At 68.9% G+C, this 21,474-nt stretch carries 23 protein-coding genes; 12 read left to right on the top strand and 11 right to left on the bottom strand.

Features of this window, described 5'->3' with window-relative positions:
- Nucleotides 1–6 precede the first annotated feature (6 nt).
- The gene (locus BM204_RS03965; RefSeq protein ID WP_091110551.1) at nucleotides 7–285 is read left to right on the top strand and encodes an Lrp/AsnC family transcriptional regulator; all 279 of its coding nucleotides are present in this window, start codon (nucleotides 7–9) and stop codon (nucleotides 283–285) included.
- Nucleotides 286–298: 13 nt separating this feature from the next.
- Nucleotides 299–922 (top strand): YgjV family protein, encoded by a 624-nt coding sequence (locus BM204_RS03960; RefSeq protein ID WP_091110549.1) that lies wholly within the window; start codon nucleotides 299–301, stop codon nucleotides 920–922.
- A 6-nt stretch (nucleotides 923–928) separates the two neighbouring features.
- Here BM204_RS03960 and trpD read toward each other — a convergent pair whose 3' ends face one another.
- On the bottom strand, nucleotides 929–1,954 hold the full coding sequence (trpD, locus tag BM204_RS03955) for an anthranilate phosphoribosyltransferase (protein ID WP_091110547.1): 1,026 nt from the start codon (nucleotides 1,952–1,954) through the stop codon (nucleotides 929–931).
- A 20-nt stretch (nucleotides 1,955–1,974) separates the two neighbouring features.
- Complete coding sequence (locus BM204_RS03950) at nucleotides 1,975–2,394, bottom strand: Rv3143 family two-component system response regulator (RefSeq protein WP_091110735.1); 420 nt, start codon at nucleotides 2,392–2,394, stop codon at nucleotides 1,975–1,977.
- Nucleotides 2,395–2,469: 75 nt separating this feature from the next.
- Here BM204_RS03950 and BM204_RS03945 point away from each other — a divergent pair, with 75 nt between their 5' ends.
- A complete protein-coding gene (locus BM204_RS03945) occupies nucleotides 2,470–3,744 on the top strand; it encodes a hemolysin family protein (RefSeq protein WP_091110545.1) in 1,275 nt (424 codons plus the stop codon).
- Here the strand turns inward: BM204_RS03945 and BM204_RS03940 are convergent.
- Complete coding sequence (locus BM204_RS03940; protein WP_246165895.1) at nucleotides 3,728–4,690, bottom strand: cytochrome c oxidase assembly protein; 963 nt, start codon at nucleotides 4,688–4,690, stop codon at nucleotides 3,728–3,730. The genes BM204_RS03945 and BM204_RS03940 overlap by 17 nt on opposite strands.
- Nucleotides 4,691–4,728: 38 nt before the next feature.
- On the opposite strand from BM204_RS03940, the gene ctaE reads away from it, so the two are divergent.
- Genes ctaE through qcrB form a run of 4 tightly spaced genes read left to right on the top strand, consistent with a single transcriptional unit; the run spans nucleotide 4,729 to nucleotide 9,114 of the window.
- Nucleotides 4,729–5,409 (top strand): aa3-type cytochrome oxidase subunit III, encoded by a 681-nt coding sequence (gene ctaE, locus BM204_RS03935; RefSeq protein WP_439895886.1) that lies wholly within the window; start codon nucleotides 4,729–4,731, stop codon nucleotides 5,407–5,409.
- 17 nt (nucleotides 5,410–5,426) lie between these two features.
- Entirely contained in the window at nucleotides 5,427–6,305 is an 879-nt protein-coding gene (gene qcrC / locus BM204_RS03930; protein ID WP_439895885.1) for a cytochrome bc1 complex diheme cytochrome c subunit, read from the top strand.
- The gene (gene qcrA / locus BM204_RS03925; RefSeq protein WP_307725882.1) at nucleotides 6,302–7,363 is read left to right on the top strand and encodes a cytochrome bc1 complex Rieske iron-sulfur subunit; all 1,062 of its coding nucleotides are present in this window, start codon (nucleotides 6,302–6,304) and stop codon (nucleotides 7,361–7,363) included. Before qcrC ends, qcrA begins: the two co-directional genes overlap by 4 nt.
- Nucleotides 7,363–9,114 carry a cytochrome bc1 complex cytochrome b subunit gene (gene qcrB / locus BM204_RS03920; protein ID WP_091110542.1) on the top strand — a complete coding sequence of 584 codons (1,752 nt, stop codon included), beginning with the start codon at nucleotides 7,363–7,365 and terminating at the stop codon, nucleotides 9,112–9,114. Before qcrA ends, qcrB begins: the two co-directional genes overlap by 1 nt.
- A gap of 208 nt (nucleotides 9,115–9,322) precedes the next feature.
- Here the strand turns inward: qcrB and BM204_RS03915 are convergent, their stop codons facing one another.
- The 4 genes from BM204_RS03915 to ctaC form a co-directional block, all read right to left on the bottom strand.
- Nucleotides 9,323–10,537: a L,D-transpeptidase gene (locus BM204_RS03915; protein WP_091110541.1), complete on the bottom strand. Its 1,215-nt coding sequence runs from the start codon at nucleotides 10,535–10,537 to the stop codon at nucleotides 9,323–9,325.
- 91 nt (nucleotides 10,538–10,628) lie between these two features.
- Nucleotides 10,629–11,045: a cytochrome c oxidase subunit 4 gene (locus tag BM204_RS03910; protein WP_091110539.1), complete on the bottom strand. Its 417-nt coding sequence runs from the start codon at nucleotides 11,043–11,045 to the stop codon at nucleotides 10,629–10,631.
- Nucleotides 11,045–12,769: an aa3-type cytochrome oxidase subunit I gene (gene ctaD / locus BM204_RS03905; protein WP_091110728.1), complete on the bottom strand. Its 1,725-nt coding sequence runs from the start codon at nucleotides 12,767–12,769 to the stop codon at nucleotides 11,045–11,047. The genes BM204_RS03910 and ctaD overlap by 1 nt, the downstream gene beginning before the upstream one ends.
- 26 nt (nucleotides 12,770–12,795) lie before the next feature.
- Nucleotides 12,796–13,671 (bottom strand): aa3-type cytochrome oxidase subunit II, encoded by an 876-nt coding sequence (gene ctaC, locus BM204_RS03900; protein ID WP_091110538.1) that lies wholly within the window; start codon nucleotides 13,669–13,671, stop codon nucleotides 12,796–12,798.
- A 93-nt stretch (nucleotides 13,672–13,764) separates the two neighbouring features.
- On the opposite strand from ctaC, the gene BM204_RS03895 reads away from it, so the two are divergent.
- Nucleotides 13,765–14,907: a cysteine desulfurase family protein gene (locus BM204_RS03895; protein WP_091110536.1), complete on the top strand. Its 1,143-nt coding sequence runs from the start codon at nucleotides 13,765–13,767 to the stop codon at nucleotides 14,905–14,907.
- On the top strand, nucleotides 14,904–15,152 hold the full coding sequence (locus BM204_RS03890; RefSeq protein ID WP_246165890.1) for a sulfurtransferase TusA family protein: 249 nt from the start codon (nucleotides 14,904–14,906) through the stop codon (nucleotides 15,150–15,152). Before BM204_RS03895 ends, BM204_RS03890 begins: the two co-directional genes overlap by 4 nt.
- A 19-nt stretch (nucleotides 15,153–15,171) precedes the next feature.
- On the opposite strand, the gene BM204_RS03885 is transcribed toward BM204_RS03890, so the two are convergent.
- Nucleotides 15,172–16,152 (bottom strand): carbohydrate kinase family protein, encoded by a 981-nt coding sequence (locus tag BM204_RS03885; RefSeq protein WP_091110535.1) that lies wholly within the window; start codon nucleotides 16,150–16,152, stop codon nucleotides 15,172–15,174.
- A gap of 63 nt (nucleotides 16,153–16,215) precedes the next feature.
- On the opposite strand from BM204_RS03885, the gene BM204_RS03880 reads away from it, so the two are divergent.
- The gene (locus BM204_RS03880; RefSeq protein WP_091110533.1) at nucleotides 16,216–16,446 is read left to right on the top strand and encodes a hypothetical protein; all 231 of its coding nucleotides are present in this window, start codon (nucleotides 16,216–16,218) and stop codon (nucleotides 16,444–16,446) included.
- Between the two features lie 93 nt (nucleotides 16,447–16,539).
- Here BM204_RS03880 and erpA read toward each other — a convergent pair whose 3' ends face one another.
- Both erpA and BM204_RS03870 read right to left on the bottom strand, forming a co-directional pair.
- Nucleotides 16,540–16,902 (bottom strand): iron-sulfur cluster insertion protein ErpA, encoded by a 363-nt coding sequence (gene erpA / locus BM204_RS03875; RefSeq protein ID WP_091110531.1) that lies wholly within the window; start codon nucleotides 16,900–16,902, stop codon nucleotides 16,540–16,542.
- Nucleotides 16,903–16,987: 85 nt separating this feature from the next.
- Nucleotides 16,988–18,073, bottom strand: coding sequence for a glycerate kinase family protein (locus tag BM204_RS03870; RefSeq protein WP_091110529.1), 1,086 nt, complete (start codon nucleotides 18,071–18,073; stop codon nucleotides 16,988–16,990).
- Between the two features lie 49 nt (nucleotides 18,074–18,122).
- Between BM204_RS03870 and BM204_RS03865 the strand changes: the two genes are divergently transcribed.
- The gene (locus BM204_RS03865; RefSeq protein ID WP_091110528.1) at nucleotides 18,123–19,004 is read left to right on the top strand and encodes a GNAT family N-acetyltransferase; all 882 of its coding nucleotides are present in this window, start codon (nucleotides 18,123–18,125) and stop codon (nucleotides 19,002–19,004) included.
- Nucleotides 19,005–19,034: 30 nt separating this feature from the next.
- Nucleotides 19,035–20,219: a quinolinate synthase NadA gene (gene nadA, locus BM204_RS03860; RefSeq protein WP_091110525.1), complete on the top strand. Its 1,185-nt coding sequence runs from the start codon at nucleotides 19,035–19,037 to the stop codon at nucleotides 20,217–20,219.
- Between the two features lie 34 nt (nucleotides 20,220–20,253).
- Here nadA and BM204_RS03855 read toward each other — a convergent pair whose 3' ends face one another.
- Nucleotides 20,254–21,456 (bottom strand): GAF domain-containing sensor histidine kinase, encoded by a 1,203-nt coding sequence (locus tag BM204_RS03855; RefSeq protein WP_091110524.1) that lies wholly within the window; start codon nucleotides 21,454–21,456, stop codon nucleotides 20,254–20,256.
- Between the last annotated feature and the right edge of the window lie 18 nt (nucleotides 21,457–21,474).

Genomic DNA, 21,474 nt, shown 5'->3' with positions numbered 1-21,474 from the left:
CGTCTCATGATCACCGCCATCGTGTTCGTGAAGGCCGACGTCGCCCGCATCCCCGAGGTGGCCGAGGCAATCGCTGCTCTGGAGGGCGTGAGTGAGGTCTACTCCGTGACCGGCCAGATCGACCTCATCGCTCTGGTCCGGGTGCGCAACCACGACGACGTGGCAGCTGTCGTGGCCGACCAGCTCAACAAGGTCGCGGGCGTCACGGACACCGAGACGCACATCGCGTTCCGGGCCTACTCGCGGCACGACCTGGAGTCCGCATTCTCGCTCGGTCTGGACTGAGTAATCTGCCCGCATGACCTGGCTCGAAGACCACTGGCTCGACGTCCTCGGCTGGGGCGGCAGCGCACTGCTGGTGTTCTCCCTCCTCCAGGCCCGTGTGCTCCGGTTCCGGTCGCTCAACCTGGTGGCGTGCCTGATCCTGCTGCTGTTCAACGCCCTCCTCGGCGTGTGGCCGATGGTGGGGATGAATGCGGTGCTGGCGGTGATCAACCTGGTCTTCATCGTGCGCCTGAGCTGTGAGCGGCACGACGAGGCGGCGTTCGAGGTGGTGCAGGTCGACCTCGACGACGAATACCTCCGACACGTCCTCACGACGCACGAGGCGGACATCAAGAAGTTCCAGCCCGACTTCGGCACACGGCCCGACGAGGGCCAGCACGCCTTCGTCATCGTCAAGCTCGACGAGACGGTCGGAGTCGTGCTGCTGCGCCGCGACGGCGACATCGCGCTGATCGAGCTCGACTACGTCACCCCGAAGTACCGCGACTTCTCTCCCGGTGAGTTCGTGTGGCGCCGCAGCAGCGTGCTCAAGGACCTCGGCTACCACCACGTCCGGACCTCACCGCGGATGGTGAACGCCTACTACGAGCACGTCGGCTTCCGCCGCAACGGTCGCGAGTTCATGCTCGACCTCTGAAGCGCCCTACGCGGACGACGCAGCGATCCAGCGCTCGAGCGTCGCCTCGGCAGCGCCGGAGTCGATGGCCGAGACGGCCTTCGCGATGCCCGCGGCGAGCCCCTCCTCGACAGGGAGGTGAGGTGAGTCGTAGACCGCCATCGCCGCACCGGCGTTGAGGACCACCGCGTCGCGCGGCGCGCCGGGCTCCCCCGCCAGCACCCGTCGTACGACGTCGGCGTTGTGCGCCGGGTCCCCACCGCGCAGCGACTCGGCCGGCGAGATCGCGATGCCGTAGTCCTGGGGATCCACTGATGCGGTCGTGACGACACCCTCGTGGACGACCCACACCGACGAGGTCGTGGAGATGGTGAGCTCGTCGAGCCCGTCGTCACCGCGGAAGACCCACGCGTCGACGCCGCGCTGCGCGAAGACGCCGGCCATCACGGGCGCCATGCGCGCGTCGGCGCAGCCGATCGCCTGTGAGCCGGGCTTCGTCGGGTTCGCCAGCGGGCCGAGGATGTTGAAGGTGGTGCCGATCCCCAGCTCACGGCGGGGCACGGCGGTGTGGCGCATGCCGGGGTGGAACGCTGCGGAGAAGCAGAACGTGATGCCGGCCTCGATGGCCAACGCAGCGACGCGGTCGGCGGGCAGGTCGAGGCGGATCCCGAGGTGCTCGAGCACGTCGGCGGAGCCGGACTGGGACGACGCGGAGCGGTTGCCGTGCTTGACGACGCGCGCACCCGCTCCGGCGGCGACGATGGCGGCCATCGTGGAGATGTTGACCGAGTTTGAGCGGTCGGCACCGGTGCCCACGATGTCGAGCAGCCGGCCCTCGACGGTGATCGGCGTGGCGGCGGCAAACATCGCCTCGACCAGGCCGGTCACCTCGTCGCTGGTCTCACCCTTGGCCCGCAACGCGACCGCGAAGCCGGCGACCTGCGCCGGGGTGGCACTGCCGGAGACGATCTCGCCCATCGCCCAGGCCGTCTGGTCGGCGGACAGGTCCTGGCCCGCCACGAGGGCAGACAGGACGTCGGGCCACGTGGTCATGTGAGGGGTGCCGACGGGGGTCAGGCAGACACGCGAGCGCGCAGCAGCGCGATCACGGACTCGGCCAGCTGGATCGGGTCGATGGGGTGAGGCACGGCGGCCTCGGCCCGCGACCAGGTCGCCAACCAGGCGTCCTGCGGTCGGCCGGTCAGCACGATGACCGGTGGGCAGCGGTAGATCTCGTCCTTGAGCTGCTTGGCGATGCCCATGCCCCCCGCGGGGACGGCCTCGCCGTCGAGGATCACGAGGTCGATGTGGCCCGCGTCCATGTTCTGGATGACCACCGGCTCGGTCGCCACCTCGACATAGGTCAGCTCCGGGAGGTCCGGGTGGGGTCGACGCCCCAGGGCCAGGATCACCTGCTGCCGCACGTTGACGTCGTCGCTGTAGACCAGGACCTTGAGCTTGCGGTTCGTCGTCGAGTCGCTCACGTCCGGCATGCTACCGCTCGACCCGTCGGGCACGGCAGTGCCGTCCAGCACGCTCTCAGGTGAGATCGCTAGCCTCCCGGCATCATGGACTTCCAGACTCTCCTCAACTTCGGCCTGGTGCTGGTCTTCGTCCTCGTGGGCGGCGTCTTCGCGGCCACGGAGATCGCGCTGGTGTCGCTCCGCGAGAGCCAGCTCACCCAGCTGGAGCGCTCCGGCAGCCGCGGCGCCAAGGTCGCCTCGGTGGCGCGCAACCCCAACCGCTTCCTCGCTGCCGTCCAGATCGGCGTGACGGTGGCCGGCTTCTTCTCCGCGGCGTACGGCGGATCGACGCTCGCGCCCGATGTGGCGCCCTACCTCGTCGACCTCGGGCTTCCCGACGGAGCCGCTGACACGGCGGCGCTGGTGGTCATGACGCTCGTGATCGCCTATCTCTCCCTCGTGCTCGGTGAGCTCGTCCCCAAGCGGCTCGCGCTGCAGAAGTCGGCCCAGCTCGCCGTGGTCGTCGCACCGCCGCTGGACCGCTTCGCGGCCTTCATGCGCCCCTTCATCTGGCTGCTCTCGCTCTCCACCAACGCCCTCGTGCGACTGCTCGGCGGGGACCCGTCCGCCGCCAGCGAGCAGCTGTCAGAGGAGGAGGTCCGCGACATCGTCTCCACCCACGAGGCGCTCGGCGAGCAGGAGCGCCAGATCCTGGGCGACGTCTTCGCCGCCCGGCAGAGCACCCTCAAGGAGACGATGCGGCCGCGCAGCGAGGTCGCGTTCATCGAGGCGGCCACCCCGTTGCGGGATGCCATCGCCTTCGTGCGTGCGCGCCCCTTCTCCCGCTACCCCGTGATCGAGGGTGGCTTCGACCACGTGACCGGCTTCCTGCACGCCCGCGACCTGCTGGATGTGCAGCTCACGGACACCCGCGTCGTGCGTGAGCTGCAGCGCGAGGTGCTGATGCTGCCCTCGACCAACCTGGTCCTGCCTGCGGTGGCCACGATGCGCAAGGGCGGCACCCACCTGGCGGTCGTCGTCGACGAGTACGGCGGGACCTACGGAATCGTGACCCTCGAGGACCTGGTCGAGGAGATCATCGGGGAGATCCGCGACGAGTACGACTCCCCCGAGCGCGGCGACACCGACCTGCCCGGCTCCAGGATCGTCGACGGTGGCCTCACCATCGAGGACTTCGCCCGACGCACGGGCGTCGCGCTCGTCGACGGTGACTACGAGACGGTGGCCGGCTTCGTGATCGCCCGACTCGGCCGGATCCCCGTGGTCGGGGACGCCACGAGCGTCGACGGGGTGCGTCTCGACGTCGTCGAGATGGCCGGACGGCGGGTCACCCGGATCGAGGTCACTCCCCCCGCGTGAGCGCCTCGTCGCGGGCCTCGCGGGACTGTCTCGCCTCGCGGCGCTCCGCCAGGTCGAGCCGCCGGTCCTCGCGCTTCGCCTCCTGCATGGAGGAGCGCACCCACTGGGTGAACAGCACGGCGAAGAACGTCAGCCCCACGAGGTCGCCCGCGCCCCACAGGATCCCCCCGGCCAGCTGCTGGTCGTCGAAAGCGTCCGGCAGCCACGAGCCCATCGGGCCGTCGGCGAGCCCGGGGTAGTGGTCGCCGCCGAGCAGCATCTCCTGACTCATGATCGTGACGCCGAGGAACGCGTGGAACGGCAGCGTGAGCACGGTCAGCAGCACCCGGAACGGGTAGCCCACGCGCCCGGGCAGCGGGTCGATGCCCATCAGCGGCCAGAAGAAGAGCGTCCCGACAGCCACGAGGTGCACGTGCATCATCTCGTGCACGTAGACGGAGTCGAGCGAGGCGTCGTACCAGCCGGAGAAGTAGAGCGCCCACGGCGAGATCACGTAGAGCAGGAAGGTCAGCGGCGGGAAGGACAACACCTTCGCCACCCGCGAGTGCAGTACGACGAGCAGCCAGCGCCGCGGTCGGGCGGGAAGCGTGCGCAGGGCCAGGGTGACGGGCGCGCCGAGCGCCAGGGCCAGCGGGACGACCATCGAGAGGAGCATGTGCTGCACCATGTGCAGGCTCAGCAGCGTGGTGTCGTAGGCGGCTAGACCAGACGAGGTTGCGACATAGAACACCCCCATGCCGACGCCGTGGGCGATCGTCCGCCCCACCGGCCAGCGGTCGCCCCGGCGACGCAGCGTGACCACGCCCAGCACGTAGAGGCCCACCCCCCACACCGTGATCACGAGGGGCAGGGGCGCCAGGGACCACTGGGTGAAGAAGCCCTCGAAGGAGGGCGCCGGCAGGGTCTGGGAGCCCGAGAGGGCGGTGATGATCAGCGGTCCGGGCACGATGTGAAGTTTATGACCCTCTTAGTGAGGGGGTCGGGGTGCCCTCAGGACCAGGTGCCAGACATAATGACTGCGTGGCGACGACTGCTCCAGCACCTATTCCGGCATCACGACTTCACGGGCACCACGACCGCCCGAGCATGGTCGCGGTGGGGACGATCATCTGGCTCTCCAGTGAGCTGATGTTCTTCGCTGCCCTCTTCGCGTCGTACTTCACCATCAGGGCGGTGAGCACGGACCTCTGGGCCCAGAACACCGAGGTGCTGAACGTCCCGTTCGCGGCGATCAACACCACGATCCTGGTGCTGTCCTCGCTGACCTGCCAGCTGGGCGTCTTCGCCGCCGAGCGCGGCCAGGTCGGCCGCAAGGGCGGCGTCTTCGACATCAAGGGCTGGGGACTGCGCGAGTGGTTCATCCTGACCTACACCATGGGCGCGATCTTCATCGCCGGGCAGGCCATCGAGTACGCCGAGCTCATCCAGGAAGGCATCACGATCCCGGACTCGGCCTACGGCACGATGTTCTACCTCACGACGGGCTTCCACGGCATCCACGTGACGGGTGGCCTGATCGCCTTCCTCTTCGTGCTCGGCCGCACCTACATCGCCCGCAGGTTCACCCACGAGCAGGCGGTCAGCGCGATCGTCGTCTCCTACTACTGGCACTTCGTCGACGTCGTGTGGATCGGGCTGTTCGCCACGATCTACCTCATCAAGTGACCCGCAAGGACTCCCACGTGCGCCTCCTGAACCGAACCGCAGGTCGACTCTCCCGGCACCGCCGAGGTCGCCTGGCGGGACTCGTCCTGATGCTCCTCGGCCTCGTCCTGACGGGCAGCCTCTACTCCGCCTTCGCGCCCGCCCAGGCCGGCTCTGCGGAGAGCAACGACGCTCTCGTCGCCGAGGGCCGCGAGCTCTTCCTGGTCAGCTGTGCCTTCTGCCACGGCAAGAACGGCGAGGGCGTCGTGACCGTCAACGGCACCCAGTACGGTCCCCCGCTGGCCGGCGTCGGCGCCGCCGCCGTCGACTTCCAGGTCGCCACCGGCCGGATGCCGATGGCCCAGCCGGGCCAGCAGAGCGCGGTCAAGGCGCGCATCTTCGACGAGGAGGAGACGGCTGCGCTGGCGGCGTACGTCGCCACCTTCGGTCCCGGCCCGGCGGTCCCCAACGAGAGCGACTACAGCCTCGAGGGCATGAGCGACGCCGATCGCGAGGAGGCCATCTCCCGCGGTGGCCAGATCTTCCTGACCAACTGCACGGCGTGCCACAACTTCGGTGGCAACGGCGGCGCGATGCCCCGTGGCGGCCAGGCGCCCAGCATCCTCAACACCACCCCGGAGCACATCTACGAGGCGATGTTGACCGGTCCTGGCAATATGGACTCGTTCTCCAACGGCAATATCTCGCCCGAGGAGAAGCGCGACGTGATCGCCTACATCGAGACCATCCGTAACCAGCCCGAGTACGGCGGGTTCGGCCTCGGCGGCCTCGGCCCCGTCAGCGAGGGGCTCTTCGGGTGGGTCGTGGGCATCGGCGGGCTGGTCGGGTTCGCGATCTGGATCGCGGCCCACACCACGCGCACGACCAAGCAGCCCTCGAAGGGAGCGGACGCGTGAGCGACGCACACGACGACATGACCCCGGTGAAGACCGAGGTTCCCGCCACGGGGAACGTCCCGGCGATCCCCGACCCGGGCCTGCCACCGCACCTGTGGCGCCCGACCGACGTGGACGAGGGCCTGGCCAAGCGCGCCGAGCGCCAGGTGGCCGCGATGTTCATGCTGTCCTCGGTCTTCGTGCTGCTCTTCATGGTGTCCTACTTCGCCCTGAAGGTCGGTGACAACCACACGACGTTCGCTGGTTTCGGCGCCTCGACCGTCGCCCTGGGCTTCACCCTCGGCATGGCCCTGCTGCTCATCGGCGTCGGCATCATCCAGTGGGCCCGCAAGCTCATGGGTGACCACGAGATCGTCGAGATGCGTCACCCGGCCCGTTCCTCCGACGAGGACCGCGAGGGCACGCTCGAGGCGCTCAGCCTGGGCCTCGAGGAGTCGGGCATCGGGCGCCGCCCGCTCGTGCGCAACTCGCTGCTCGGCGCCGTCGGCCTGCTCGGCCTGCCCGCCGTCGTGATGCTGCGCGACCTCGGTCCCTTGCCGGGAGACAAGCTCTACTCCACCGTCTGGAAGCCGCGCATGCGCGTGGTCCGCGACGTCGTCGGCACCCCGATCAACGTCGCCGACATCGAGATCGGTGACCTCGTCAACGCCGAGCCCGAGATCATCTTCGCCGTCGACGAGGAAGGTGACCACGTCCTCGAGGGGGTCGAGCTGCAGGTCGCCAAGTCCAAGGCCGCGGTCATCCTGCTGCGCATGGACCCCTCGGACATCACCGTGGCCAAGGGCCGCGAGAACTGGTCCATCGACGGCATCGTCTGCTACTCCAAGATCTGCACCCACGTCGGGTGCCCGATCTCGCTCAACGAACGCAAGACCCACCACCTGCTTTGCCCTTGCCATCAGTCGACCTTCGACCTTGCCGACTCCGGTAAAGTTGTCTTTGGCCCCGCTGCGCGATCTCTTCCGCAGCTGCCCTTGATGGTCGATGAGGAGGGTTTCCTCATGGCACAGAGTGACTTCACCGAGCCGGTGGGTCCGAGCTTTTGGGAGCGTGGCTGATGAGCGTGGACACCAGCAAGGTCGCGGACAGCAATGCCGGGGAGCCGGCAACCCCGAAGAAGCCGGGCAAGGCCGGCGCCGTCGCCAACTGGGCCGACGAGCGCCTGGGCCTGGCCGGGTTGGCGAAGAAGAACCTGCGCAAGGTCTTCCCCGACCACTGGTCCTTCATGCTCGGCGAGATCGCTCTGTGGAGCTTCGTGGTCCTGCTCCTGAGCGGGGTCTTCCTCACGCTCTGGTACACCCCGAGCATGGGCGAGGTCGAATACCAGGGCTCCTACAACCCGCTGCGTGGCGTGGCGATGTCCGAGGCCTACGCCTCGAGCCTCAAGCTCTCCTTCGACGTCCGTGGTGGCCTGCTCATGCGGCAGATGCACCACTGGGCAGCGCTGATTTTCATCGCCTCGATGATGATCCACCTGCTCCGCGTCTACTTCACGGGCGCCTTCCGCAAGCCGCGCGAGCTCAACTGGGTCATCGGCTGCCTGCTGCTCCTCCTCGGCACCCTCGAGGGCTTCACCGGCTACTCGCTGCCCGACGACCTGCTCTCCGGCACCGGCATCCGCGCGGCCGACGGCTTCATGAAGTCGATGCCCGTGGTCGGCACCTACATGTCGTTCTTCCTGTTCGGTGGCGAGTTCCCGGGTGAGTCGATCATCCCGCGCCTCTACACCGTCCACGTGCTGCTGATCCCCGGCATCCTGCTGGCCCTGATCGCAGCCCACATGCTGCTGCTCGTCTACCACAAGCACACCCAGTGGCCCGGTCCCGGACGCACCGAGGAGAACGTCGTCGGCTTCCCGATGCTCCCCGTCTACGCGGCCAAGGCCGGCGGCTTCTTCTTCATCGTCTTCGGCGTCTCCTCCATCATGGGTGGGCTGTTGTCCATCAACCCCATCTGGAAGTTCGGACCCTACGACCCGACCAAGGTCACCGCAGGGTCCCAACCTGACTGGTACATGGGCTGGCCCGATGGTGCGCTGCGCATCATGCCGGGCTGGGAGTCGCACTTCCTAGGCGTCACCCTCTCCTGGAACGTCTTCCTCCCGATCATCGTGCTGCCCGGCCTGATGTTCACGATCCTGCTGCTGCTGCCGTTCATCGAGTCGTGGATCAGCGGGGACAAGCGCGACCACCACCTGCTCGAGCGTCCCCGCAACGCCCCGACCCGCACGGCCGTCATGGTGGCGCTGATGACCTTCTACGGCCTGATGTGGGCCGCGGGCGGCAACGACATCATCGCGATCAAGCTGCACCTGAGCATCAACCAGATCACCTACTTCATGCGTGGAGCGGTGTTCATCGGTCCGGTCATCGCGTTCATGATCACGCGGCGTTGGTGCATCTCGTTGCAGCGTCACGACGAGGACAAGCTCCTCCACGGCTACGAGACGGGCATCATCATGCGCTCGGCCGAGGGCGGCTACTCCGAGCGTCACCTGCCGATCAGCGAGACCTCGGCCTACACCCTGACCGCTCGCGAGCGCAACGAGGTCTACTCTCCCAACGCGGCGACCGACAGCAACGGTCTCGACGAGAAGGGCGGGCGTCTCGACGGACTGCGCGGCCGCCTCTCCACGCTGATGTATGCCGACAACGTCCAGCCCCCGACCGCCGCGGAGGTCGAGGCGGCGCACCACCACGCCGACGACGCCCATGAGCTCCAGGCGTCGCTGGAAGGTCACGCGGCGGACGGGCACCAGTTCGACGGACACCACTCGGTCGACGGGGAGAACCTGCGCGGCGACCACTGATCCATCCGAGCGGCCCCGCCTGACCTCGTGTCAGGCGGGGCCGTTCGTCATTTCGCCAGCACCACTCCCCCGCGCACCGCCGAGTCGGCGCGATGTTGCACCGCCGAGTCGGCGCACGACGGGGACTCAGGAGCCGGATGCCATGCGACACCCGGTCCAGCCCCCAGGGGGTCCCACTGCCGGGCAGCGGGTGTGCGCGCCAGGCGGCTCAGCTGAGAGCGGAGCCCTTGCGGTAGTCGTTGAAGGACATGTTCCAGTCGCCGTAGCCGTTGTCGAAGGTCATGGGCCGGTCGGTGCCGGTGTACTCCACGACGTCGCCGCGACGAGTCATCGCGTAGAGCCAGGCGGCGTCCTCGGTGCTCAAGCCGGTGCAGCCGTGGGAGACGTTGGCGTTGCCCTGGGAGCCCACCGACCACGGAGCCGCGTGGATGAACTCACCGGAGTAGGTCACCCGCATCGCCCACTGCACGTTGTCGATGTCGTAGGCCTCGGCGCTGCCGGCGGGGATGCCGACCGTCTCGGAGTTCATCCGCTTGCTCTCGAACTTCTCGATGATGACCTTGGTGCCCGACCGGGTCGTGAAGCCGGGCTTGCCCGTGGTGATCGGGATCGTCCGGAGGAGCTCTCCGTTGGAGAACACCTCCATCTGGTACGAAGCGGCGTCGACCTTGTAGACGTTGGCGTCCCCGACCTCGAAGTCGACGACGCGGTCCTCCTGGCCATAGATCCCGTTGCCGGCGTCGACGCCGTTGATGTCGACGTCGACGGAGACCTCGGTGCCCGGCTTCCAGTACTTCGCGGGGCGGTAGTGCACCTCGTTGTCGTTGAGCCAGTGCCAGGCACCGGGCTGGGCCGGGGTGGCGGTGACCTCCATGCGCTTCTCGAAGGCCGCCCGGTCGCTCACGGGCAGGTCGAAGGTCACGACCACGGGCATGCCGACCCCGACGGTCTCACCGCCGAGCGGTGCCACCGAGGGGTAGGTCTGGTCGTCCAGGGTGAGTGCCTGCGTCGCGAACTGCGTCGTACGACGGATCGTCTCGCCGTTGGCGCCCTCGGCGACTGCACGGACGGTGTAGGAGGCGCCGGGCTCGAGCAGCTCGTCGGCGGTCCAGCGGGAGCCGTTGCGGGCCAGGGTGCCGGGCAGGTCACCGGCCTCCGAGGTCACGGTGACGGAGGTCAGCCTGGCGTCCTTGGCGGACACCTTGACGACCTTGTCGACAGGCTGGACGTCCCCGCCCCGCGGGATGTTCGTCGCGATCACGCCGACCACAGCGGCCTCGCTCGGCGATCCGCCGGCGCTGGGCGCGTCCGAGGACGGATCGTCGGAGAAGGCGCCCGGCAGCGCGACTCCGGCGTCGCAGGCAGCGAAGGCGAAGCAGCTGAGGGCAAGCGCAGAGGCACCGGCCGAGCGGCGGCTGATCATGGTGAGACTCCCGTGATGACGACGTGTGAAGCAGAAAGACCGGGCCAGGCCGATGTCATCAGCCTAACCCGGTCTCCTTCAGATCCAGGGATCAGTGAGCGTGCTCTCCGCGGTAGTACTCGAAGACCAGCCCGCTGAGCGCGATCGCGCCGAGCGCGGTGCCGATGATGAACATCCACCACGCGCTGGCCGCGATCCCGAGCACCATCACACCGAGGGTGGCGCCGCACCACAGGGGCCACCAGGAGTAGGGCGGGAAGAAACCGAGCTCGCCGGCACCGTCCGCGATCTCGGCGTCCTTGCGGTCCTCGGGGCGGGCGTCCATCTTCTTGGCGTGGAAGCCGAGGTAGAGGGCGATCATCAGGGTCAGCAGCGCCGTCATGGTCAGTGCCGAGGTGCCCGTCCAGTCACCGCCCTGGTCGGAACCGGCCGTGACGAACCAGTAGGCCGGGGTCACCAGCACGAAGAAGACGGTGCAGATCGCGAAGATCCAGGTCTCGGACTTCATCAGGACTCGCCCTTCTTCTGCTCGTCGATGTTGTCGCGCAGCAGCTGCTCGCGACCCTCCATGTCGGGGGCGTCGGCGAACTTGCCGTCACGGGCAGCGGTGTTGTCGTCGAGCTCGATGGCCGCGATCTCCGGGTGATGGAGGTCGAAGGCCGGGGACTCCGAGCGGATCCGCGGGATCGTGACGAAGTTGTGCCGCGGCGGCGGGCAGCTGGTGGCCCACTCGAGCGAGCGTCCCCAGCCCCAGGGGTCGTCGACCTCGACGAGCGGAGCCCGACGCGAGATGTAGACGTTGTAGAGGAAGGGCAGCGTCGAGGCGCCGAGCAGGAACGCTCCGATCGTGGAGATCTGGTTGAGCGTCGTGAAGCCGTCGCCGGGCAGGTAGTCGGCATAGCGACGCGGCATGCCCTCGACCCCGAGCCAGTGCTGGACCAGGAACGTCAGGTGGAAGCCCACGAAGAGCAGCCAGAAGTGGATCTTGCCCAGGCGCTCATCGAGCATCCGGCCGGTCATCTTGGGCCACCAGAAGTAGAAGCCAGCGAACATCGCGAACACGACGGTGCCGAAGACGACGTAGTGGAAGTGCGCCACCACGAAGTAGGAGTCGGAGACCTGGAAGTCCAGGGGCGGCGAGGCCAGGATGATGCCGGTCAACCCGCCGAACAGGAAGGTCGTGAGGAAGCCGATCGACCACAGCATCGGGGTGTCGAAGGACAGAGATCCCCCCCACATCGTGCCGATCCAGTTGAAGAACTTCACTCCGGTCGGGACCGCGATGAGGAACGTCATGCCGGAGAAGAACGGCAGGTTGACCGCACCGGTGACGAACATGTGGTGGGCCCACACGGCGACCGAGAGGATCGCGATGCCGAGCGTGGCGCCGACCAGGCCGACGTAGCCGAAGATCGGCTTGCGGCTGAAGACCGGCAGGATCTCGGTCACGATGCCGAAGAACGGCAGCGCGATGATGTAGACCTCGGGGTGCCCGAAGAACCAGAACAGGTGCTGCCACAGGATCGCGCCGCCGTGGGCGGTGTCGAAGACGTGGGCGCCGAGCAGGCGGTCGGCCTCGAGCGAGAGCAGGGCACCAGCGAGCACCGGGAAGGCGATCAGCACGAGCAGGCTGGTGACCAGGGTGTTCCAGACGAAGATAGGCATCCGGAACATCGTCATGCCGGGCGCGCGCATGCAGATGATCGTGGTGATGAAGTTGACCGCACCCAGGATGGTGCCGAGGCCGGCCATCCACAGGCCCATGATCCACAGGTCACCACCGACACCCGGCGAGCGCACCGCGTCGGACAGCGGTGTGTAGGCGAACCAGCCGAAGTCGGCCGCGCCCTGGGGCGTCAGGAAGCCGGAGGCGGCGATGAGGCCGCCAAAGAGGAACAGCCAGTAGCTGAACATGTTGAGTCGGGGGAACGCGACGTCGGGCGAGCCGATCTGGATCGGCATGATCACGTTGGCGAACCCGAAGAACAACGGCGTGGCGAACAGCAGCAGCATGATCGTGCCGTGCATCGTGAAGAGCTGGTTGTAGAGCTCCTCGTTGACGACCTGCTGACCGGGGAAGGCCAGCTCCGAGCGGATCAGCATGGCCATCAGGCCGCCGATCATGAACCACACGAACGACGTGATCAGGTAGAGCTTTCCGATCAGCTTGTGGTCGGTCGTGGTCATGATGCGGACCAGCTGCTGACCCAGCGGCTTGCGGGTCACCGTCATGTCGGACGGACGGGCTGCGGTGGTGGTCACTGGTCTGCCTCCTCGGCGTCAGTGGGGTCCAGGCCGACCTGCTCGTTGGCGTAGGCACCACCCAGGATCGGCTCGTCGGTCACGTCGCCCGCGTCCTCGAGCCCCTGGAGGTAGGTGTCGTAGTCGGCTCGGGAGACGATCTCGACGTTGAAGAGCATCCGCGAGTGGTAGACACCGCAGAGCTCGTAACACTTGCCGGCGTAGGTGCCGATGCGCTTGGGCGTGACCTGGAAGTGGTTCTCCTGGCCCGGCATGACGTCCATCTTGATCAGGAAGCCGGGGACGCCGAAGTCGTGGATCACGTCAGGGGTGCGCAGCTCGAAGCGGGTGGTCTCGTCGACCGGCAGCACGAGGGTCGGGATGACGTTGCCGTCGCCGCTCACATAGACGTTCTGGTTGTCGTAGGGGTGGTTGAAGGTCCACGTCCACTGCTGCCCGACCACGGTGATCGTGTTGTCGGGCGGTGAGTCGTCGAGGACGACGTTCTGGACGCGCACGGTGTGAGAGAAGAAAACGACGACCATGATGATCGGGAAGATCGTGTAGAAGATCTCGAGCGGCAGGTTGTAGCGCGTCTGCACCGGGATCTCGTCGTCGCTGCGGCGACGGAACTTGACGACGGCGTAGAAGATGAGGCCCCAGACGAAGACCCCCGTGATCAGGGCCGCGATCCACGCGCCCTGCCACAGCGCGAGGGTCGACTCCCCCTCCACTGTTGCCGGGTCGGGCATGGCCAGACGTTCCCACTCCCCCCTGCTCTCGGAGGAACACCCGGTGAGGGTGATGAGGCTGATGCCGAACAGGGCGAGGAGCGTCAACCGGCGGTGGAACGTGCCGGATCTGTCCCTGCGCTCAGGGAGTTGCAGACTCACGTACGAGCCTTCCTCTCAGGGGGTCACGATTGTTCTACACAGTATCTGAACGCAACCTGAGATCCCCGTCCGGGGCACCGCTAATCTCCCGGTGTGACAAATGCCGCGCAGGGGTCGCCCACCCCGCCGCCGCGCTACCTCGACGCGGCCTCGTCCGAGCCTCTCCACCCTGCCGCACGTGAGACCTTGCTGGCCGCGTTGGACCAGGGGTACGGCGATCCGCGGCGCCTGCACCGACCCGGCCGCAGTGCGCGGCTCCTGCTCGACAACGCGCGTGCCGTGGTGGCCGAGGGACTCGGCGTGCGACCCGACGAGGTGACGTTCACGGCGTCCGGCACCGACGCCGTGCACCGCGGTCTGCTGGGCCTGCACCGCGCCCGCGCCAGGGTCGGTCGACGCATCGTCCACACCGCGGTCGAGCACTCCGCCGTGCTCCATGCGGCAGCGTGGACCGGCGACGATCACGATGCCGCGCCGGTCGACGCACACGGACGCGTGCTCGTGCCGGAGCTCCTCGCTCGGGCCGACGGCGCAGCCGTCGTCGCGGTCCAGGCCGCCAACCACGAGGTCGGGACGACGCAGCCGGTCAGTGAGATTGCCGACCGTCTCGACGGCGTACCCCTGTTCATGGACGCATGCGCCTCCGCGGGCCGCACCCCGCTCCCCCACGGCTGGTCCGCTGCGGCCGCGTCGGCCCACAAGTGGGGCGGTCCCGCCGGGGTGGGTGTCCTCCTGGTGCGCAAGGGCGTGCGATGGTCCAGCCCGTTCCCCCGCGACGACCGCGTCGACGATCGCACCAGCGGCTTCGAGAACGTGCCGGCCGCGCTGGGCGCCGCCGCGGCGCTCCAGGCGGTCGTCGCGGAGCGCGCGAGCCTCAACGCGCGCCACGCCGCGCTCGTCGACCGGGTCCGCGCCTCGGTGGCGAGGATCCCCGACACCGACGTCGTGGGCGACCCGGTCGACCGGCTCCCCCACCTGGTGACCTTCTCCTTCCTCTACGTCGACGGCGAGGCGCTCGTGCACGCCCTCGACCGCCGCGGCTTCGGCATCGCGAGCGGATCGGCGTGCACGGCCTCCACGCTGGCGCCCAGCCACGTGCTCGCCGCGATGGGCGCCCTCACCCACGGCAACGTGCGGCTCTCGCTCGGACGCAACACGACCGAGGCCGACGTCGACGCCTTCCTCGAGGTGCTGCCCTCCACCGTGGCCGACCTCCGCGCGGACGTCGGCCTGTGACCAGCCGGCCCGAGGAGGTCGCCCTCGAGCTCGACTGCCGGGCGATGATGTGCCCGCTGCCGATCATCGAGCTGGCCCGGCACGCGGGCGACATCGCGGTCGGGCACGTGCTCGCCGTGGTGGCGACCGACGTGGCCGCACGCCACGACGTACCGGCGTGGTGCCGCATGCGCGGTCATGAGTACGTCGGCGAGGACGTCGCCACCGACGGTGCGCCGCGCTTCCTCGTACGCCGCGCCGTCTAGCTGACCGGGCCGTTGCCGATCAGAGGTGGGCGGCCACCGCGTCGGCGGCGGCGGCGCCGTAGGACTCCTCGACCCGCGCCACGAACTGCTCGTGGGTGAAGGAGTACTCCTGGGTCCCGACGGTCTCGACGACGTAGGCGGCAAGCACGCAGCCGACCTGCGCCGCGCTCTCCAGCCCGAGCTCCCACGCCATGCCGGCAAGGAAGCCGGAGCGGAAGGCGTCACCCACACCGGTGGGCTCGATGGCGGTGACTCCTCTGGCGGCCGCGACCTCGATCGTCGCGAGCTTCTCACCGGTGATCCGGACGCCCTGGGCGCCCAGCGTGGTGACCTGGAAACCCACACGCGAGAGGATCTCGTCGTCCGACCAGCCGGTCTTCTGCTCGATCATGTGCGACTCGTACTCGTTGGAGAAGAGGATCGCGGCGCCGTCGATGAGGTCGCGGATCAGCTCGCCGCCCGAGAAGGCGAGCTGCTGGGAGCAGTCGGAGATGAAGGGGTAGTCGCGCTGGCGGCACTCGTGGGTGTGGCGCCGCATCGCGTCGGGGTCGTCGGCGCCGATCAGGACGAAGGCGGGGGCGCCGACGCGCTCCACGATCGGGGCCAGCTCGATCTGGCGGGCCTCGCTCATGGCGCCGGGGTAGAACGAGGCGAACTGCGCCATCGTCGAGTCGGTCGTGCAGACGAAGCGTGCGGTGTGGAGGGTCTGGGAGATGTGCACCGAGTCGCAGTCGACGTGGTGACGCTCCAGCCAGGAGCGGTAGTCACCGAAGTCCTCGCCGGCCGATCCGACCAGCACGGGGCGCAGCCCGAGGCGGCCCAGGCCGAAGCACATGTTGGGAGCGACTCCCCCACGCCGGATCTCGAGGTCGTTGACCAGGAACGACACCGAGAGCTTGTCGAGCTGCTCGACGACCAGCGAGTCCTCGAACTTCCCCCCGAAGGTCATCAGGTGGTCGGTGGCGATGGAACCGGCGATGAGGAGAGACCCAGACGTCATGGCACGGAAGACTACCGACGGGTAGTGCTGGGGCTACGCCCGAGTAGCCAATAGCGTCGCAGCATGACGCCGTACGAGGACCTCGCCAGCCCCACCGACATGGCCGCCGACTGCCAGGCCGCCGGCCGCAACCTCGGCCTCGAGACCCGCCTGGAGCAGGCCGCTCGCAGCGCCGTCCAGCCGGCCCCCAGCATCCACTTCGAGGACTTCCCGCGCGAGGTGGCCAAGCGCGAGATCCGCATCTCCGACGCCGCGACCCGGATCGCCAACGCGCTGCACCTGCACCTGGACTGACGCACCGGAGACACGCGAACGCCCCCGACGGATTCCGTCGGGGGCGTTGCTGTGAGGTCAGGATTGTCCTCGCTCGAGGATGCTTCCCTGCGATCAGTGGAAAGAATCTCCGCAGGCGCACGAACCGGTCGCGTTGGGGTTGTCGATGGTGAAGCCCTGCTTCTCGATCGAGTCGACGAAGTCGATCATCGCGCCGTTGAGGTAGGGAACGCTCATCCGGTCAACGACGACGTTGACCTCGTCGAAGGACGTGACGACATCGCCGTCGAGGGTGCGCTCGTCGAAGAAGAGCTGGTAGCGCAGGCCGCTGCAGCCGCCGGGCTGGACGGAGATCCGCAGCTGCAGGTCGTCGCGACCCTCCTGCTCGAGGAGGCTCTTCACCTTGCCGGCCGCGACCGTGCTCAGGTTGATCTGGTCGGTGCGGCGCTCTTCGATGGTCTCGAGCTGCTCGGTCATGTGATGACTCCCAAGTCCGTGGTGCGGGGGTGTGTTACCTAGTTCAATGGTCGCACACGGGTCGGTATTCCCCGAACGCTCCGGGTCAGTGCGACCAGGTGCGTGCCACACGTGCCGCCAGGTCGGCCAACGAGCCGGCGGGGTCGGCGAAGGCCCGCTCCTCCCCCACCAGGTCGACCAGCGAGTAGGCCGACTCGACGCCGAGCGCCCGCATCTCCCGCGAGCCGACCAGGACCTGCCCGGCCAGCGCCACGCAGGGCCGCAGGGCCTGCTCGGCGACCGACGCGACGCCGTAGGGCACCTTGCCGGAACGGCTGGAGAAGTCGAACGCGCCCTCGCCGGTGATGACCAGGTCGGCGCGGCGGGCGCGCTCGCGCAGGTCGACCGCGTCGACGACCAGGTCGATCCCGGGGGTGCGGGTCGCGCCGAGCAGCATCAGGGCGAAGCCCAGTCCTCCGGCGGCCCCGGCCCCCTTCTCCAGCGAGGTACGACGGTCGGTCGCGTTGGCGAGATCCTCCAGCCAGCCGTCGACCAGGACCAGGCGGTCCTCGGCGACGCCCTTCTGGGGGCCGAAGGTCTTGGTGGCACCGAAGAGACCGGTCAGCGGGATGTCGACGTCGGTGGCCGCGACCAGCACGACGTCGCCGATGCGCCGGCGCGCCGGCTCCAGGTCGACCCGCGTCACGCCCGCGAAGTTCACCGGACCGCAGTCGAGCGGGGCGTCACCGAGGGCTCCGAGCGCCTCGAGCAGCCCGCCGCCGCCGTCGTTGGTGCCGCTGCCGCCGAGCCCCACCACGATGGTGCGGACCCCGGCGCCGAGGGCGGCGAGGAGCTGCTCACCCACCCCGATCGTGGTGGCGAACTCGACGCCCTCACCCTTGGTCAGGTGCAGCCCGCACGCCTGGGCGGTCTCGATGTAGGCCGTGTCGCCGATCACCAGCAGCGTGGCCGGGACCGGGGTGCCGAAAGGCCCCTCGACGGTCATGGCGCTCAGCTCGCCGCCGAGGCTGGCGTGCAGGACGTCGACGAAGCCGGGACCACCGTCGGCCATGGGAGCCAGGTCGAGCTCGTCGCCAGGAGAGTGGCGGTGCCAGCCCTCGGCGATCGCGTCGGCCGCCTCGACGGCGGTCAACGTGCCCGCGAACTTATCGGGCGCCACCAGGACTCGCATGCCGCCATCTTGTCGGACCCCACCCCCGGCGGGCACCTAGGGTCATCTCATGACCGAGGTGACGATCCGGCCGATGCTGCCCGCCGATGTCCGGGCTGCCGAACGCCTCAGCGCCGAGAGCTTCCTGGAGCTCGACCGGCGCACGGCGCGGCGGGCCTCGCCCGAGCCGCAGACCCGGCCCCCCGCACGGAGCGAGGCGTGGGTCCTGCGGACCCGGCACTTCCTCGAGATCGACCCCGGTGGCTGCTGGGTGGCCGACGACGAGAGCGGCCTGATCGGGATGGCGACCTCTTTCGTGCGCGACAAGACCTGGTGCCTCGCGACGTACGCCGTGCTGCCGGGCCAGCAGGCCCGTGGCGTCGGGCGGGCCCTTCTCGAGGCGGCGCTGCACCACGGTCGCGGGTGCCTGCGCGGGATGCTGTCGTCCTCGAGCGACCCGAGGGCCGTGCGCCGCTACCGGCTCGCGGGGTTCTCGCTGCACCCGCAGATGCACCTGAGCGGCACCGTCGACCGCTCCGCCATCCCGGTCGTCGAGAAGGTGCGGGAGGGCGCGGCCGCCGACACCGACCTGATGGACTCCATCGACCGGCAGGTGCGCGGCGCCGCCCACGGCGTCGACCACCCGCTGATGCAGCACCTGTGGCGACCGATCGTCTCCGACACCACGACCGGCTCGGGCTACGCCTACCTCGCGGCGGGCGGCAGCGTGCAGCTCCTGGCCGCGACCAACCGCACCACGGCGACCCGGCTGCTGTGGACGGCCATCGCCGACGGCGGTCCCGAGCAGACCGTCCACCACCTCACGACCGCCAACGAGTGGGCGATCGACGTCGGACTGGCCGCGCGTCTGGAGCTCCACCAGGAGGGCTATCTCGGGCTGCGGGGAATGGCACCCCCGTCGCCGTACGTTCACCACGGTGCCCTCCTCTGACGGGCTATCCGAGCGAACTAGGATCCAGCCATGACGACTGTCGACCTGCCCCTCCTGCCGCTGGGCCGCGGCACCGACCTCGGTGCCGAGCGTGGGGTGGAGTGCCCCGGCGACCTTCCGGCGGCCTCGGACCCTGCCCTCGTCGAACGTGCGCGAGCGGCCAAGGAGGCGCTGGGCGACAAGGTCTTCGTGCTGGGCCACCACTACCAGCGCGACGAGGTCATCCAGTTCGCCGACGTCACCGGTGACTCCTTCAAGCTCGCCCGCGACGCGGCCGGTCGCCCGGAGGCGGAGTACATCGTCTTCTGCGGCGTGCACTTCATGGCCGAGTCGGCCGACATCCTCACCGGCCCCCACCAGAAGGTGGTCCTGCCCGACCTCGCCGCCGGCTGCTCGATGGCCGACATGGCGGTGCTGACGCAAGTCGAGGACGCCTGGGACGCACTGGCCGAGGCCGGTGTCCAGGACGCCGTCGTGCCCGTCACCTACATGAACTCCAGCGCCGACATCAAGGCGTTCTGCGGTCGCAACGGCGGTGTCGTGTGCACCTCCTCCAACGCCGAGGTAGCGCTCGAGTGGGCCTTCGACCAGAAGGCGCACCTCGAGGGCGGCGGCAAGATCCTCTTCTTCCCCGACCAGCACCTCGGCCGCAACACCGCCGTGCTCAAGATGGGCTACACGCTGGACGACTGCGTCGTCTGGGACCCCCAGAAGCCGAACGGCGGCCTCACCGTCGAGCAGCTGCGCGACGCGACCATGATCCTGTGGAAGGGGCACTGCTCGGTCCACGGACGCTTCACCCCGCAGGTCGTCGACAAGCTGCGCGCGACGATCCCGGACATCCAGATCCTCGTGCACCCCGAGTGCACCCACGAGGTGGTGCTCAAGGCAGACCTGGTCGGCTCGACCGAGTTCATCATCAAGACGATCGATGCGGCGCCGGCCGGATCCACGTGGGCCATCGGCACCGAGCTCAACCTGGTGAAGCGGCTCGCCAACGCCCACCCGGACAAGAACATCGTCTTCCTCGAGAAAAACGTGTGCTACTGCTCGACGATGAACCGCATCGACCTCCCCCACCTGGTGTGGGCGCTGGAGTCGCTGGTCAACGGGATCGTCGTCAACCAGATCGACGTCGACGACGACACCGAGCGCGACGCCCTCGTGGCGCTGCAGCGGATGCTGGACCTGCCGGGCAAGTCGCACCGCGACTAAGCCACTGCGACCGGTGCGACCGGCCGGGTGAAGATCAGGCCGGGAGCTCGAACCACGCGACGGCCCCGCCACCGCGGGCCCCGTCGAGACCGATCCGGCCGTGGTGCGCCTGGATCACGCGACGACAGGTCGCGAGCCCGATGCCGAAACCCTCGACGCTCTCGGTCGCGCGGGCCAGGGGTTCGAAGACGCGCTCACGCTCGGACTCCGGGACGCCCGGACCGTTGTCGGTGACCTCGACGCGCCAGACGTCACCGCGCCGACGCGCGCTGACCTCGACCCGCGGGGTGCGGTCGGTGGCGCGGAACTTGCCGGCGTTGCTGAGGAGGTTCTGCAGCACCGCCCGCAGCTGGACGGCGTCGCCCTTCACGACCGGGAGGGTCTCGATGACCGTCGAGGCACCCTGGAGCGCCCCGCCGAGGTCGACGAGCACCTCGGTGAGCACGTCGCCGAGGTCTACGTTGCTGACGTTGAGCGTGCCGCCGAGCTTGGCGAAGCCGAGCACGTCGTCGATCAGGGTCGCCATCCGGTCGGAGCCGTTGAGCGCCCTCTCGATCAGCCAGGCCGCGTCCTTGGCGTTGCCACCAGCGGTGAGCTGCTCCCGGATCAGCTCCAACGACATGGTCACGCTGGTCAGGGGTGTCTTGAGGTCGTGGCTGACCTGCCCGGCGAACGACGCCAGCCGGTCGTTGGAGACCGTCAGCTCGTCACGCATCGCCTCGACCTCGGCCAGCGTGGTCGCGAGCAGGCGGCTGCGCAGCGACAGCTCCAGGACGTCGACGACCCGCTCGGCGAGTGTCGCGAGGGCGGCCACCTGGGTCGCGTCGATCGTGCGGGGCTCGGTGTCGAAGACGCACAGGGTGCCGATGCTGACGCCGGCCGGGGTCGTCAGCTTGTGGGAGGCGTAGAACCGCACGTGCCCGATCGCCCCGGTGACGAACGGGTTGTCGCAGAAGCGGGCGTCGAGGCTGGCGTCGGCCACCACGATGGGGGTGTCGGCGTCGAGCACCGCGGCGCACATCGAGTCCTCGCGACGGCACACCGACGCGTCGAAGCCGACGGTGGCGACCTGGTGCTGGGCCACGTCGGTGATCAGGTTGATGGTCGCCATCGGCACGTCGCAGATGTTGGCGGCCAGCTCGACCACCGCCAGCAGGCCGCGCCGCGGCGGCCCGTCCAGCACGTCGTAAGCGGCGATGTGGGAGGCGCGGCGCTCGTGCTCGGCGGTCGTCGTCACGGTCCCGATTCTTGCATC

The organism is Nocardioides psychrotolerans, from assembly GCF_900113685.1.
GTDB classification, from domain to species: Bacteria; Actinomycetota; Actinomycetes; order Propionibacteriales; family Nocardioidaceae; genus Nocardioides; species Nocardioides psychrotolerans.
The sequence above is the reverse complement of the archived record's forward strand: the minus strand, read 5'-3'. Positions and strand labels throughout refer to the sequence as shown.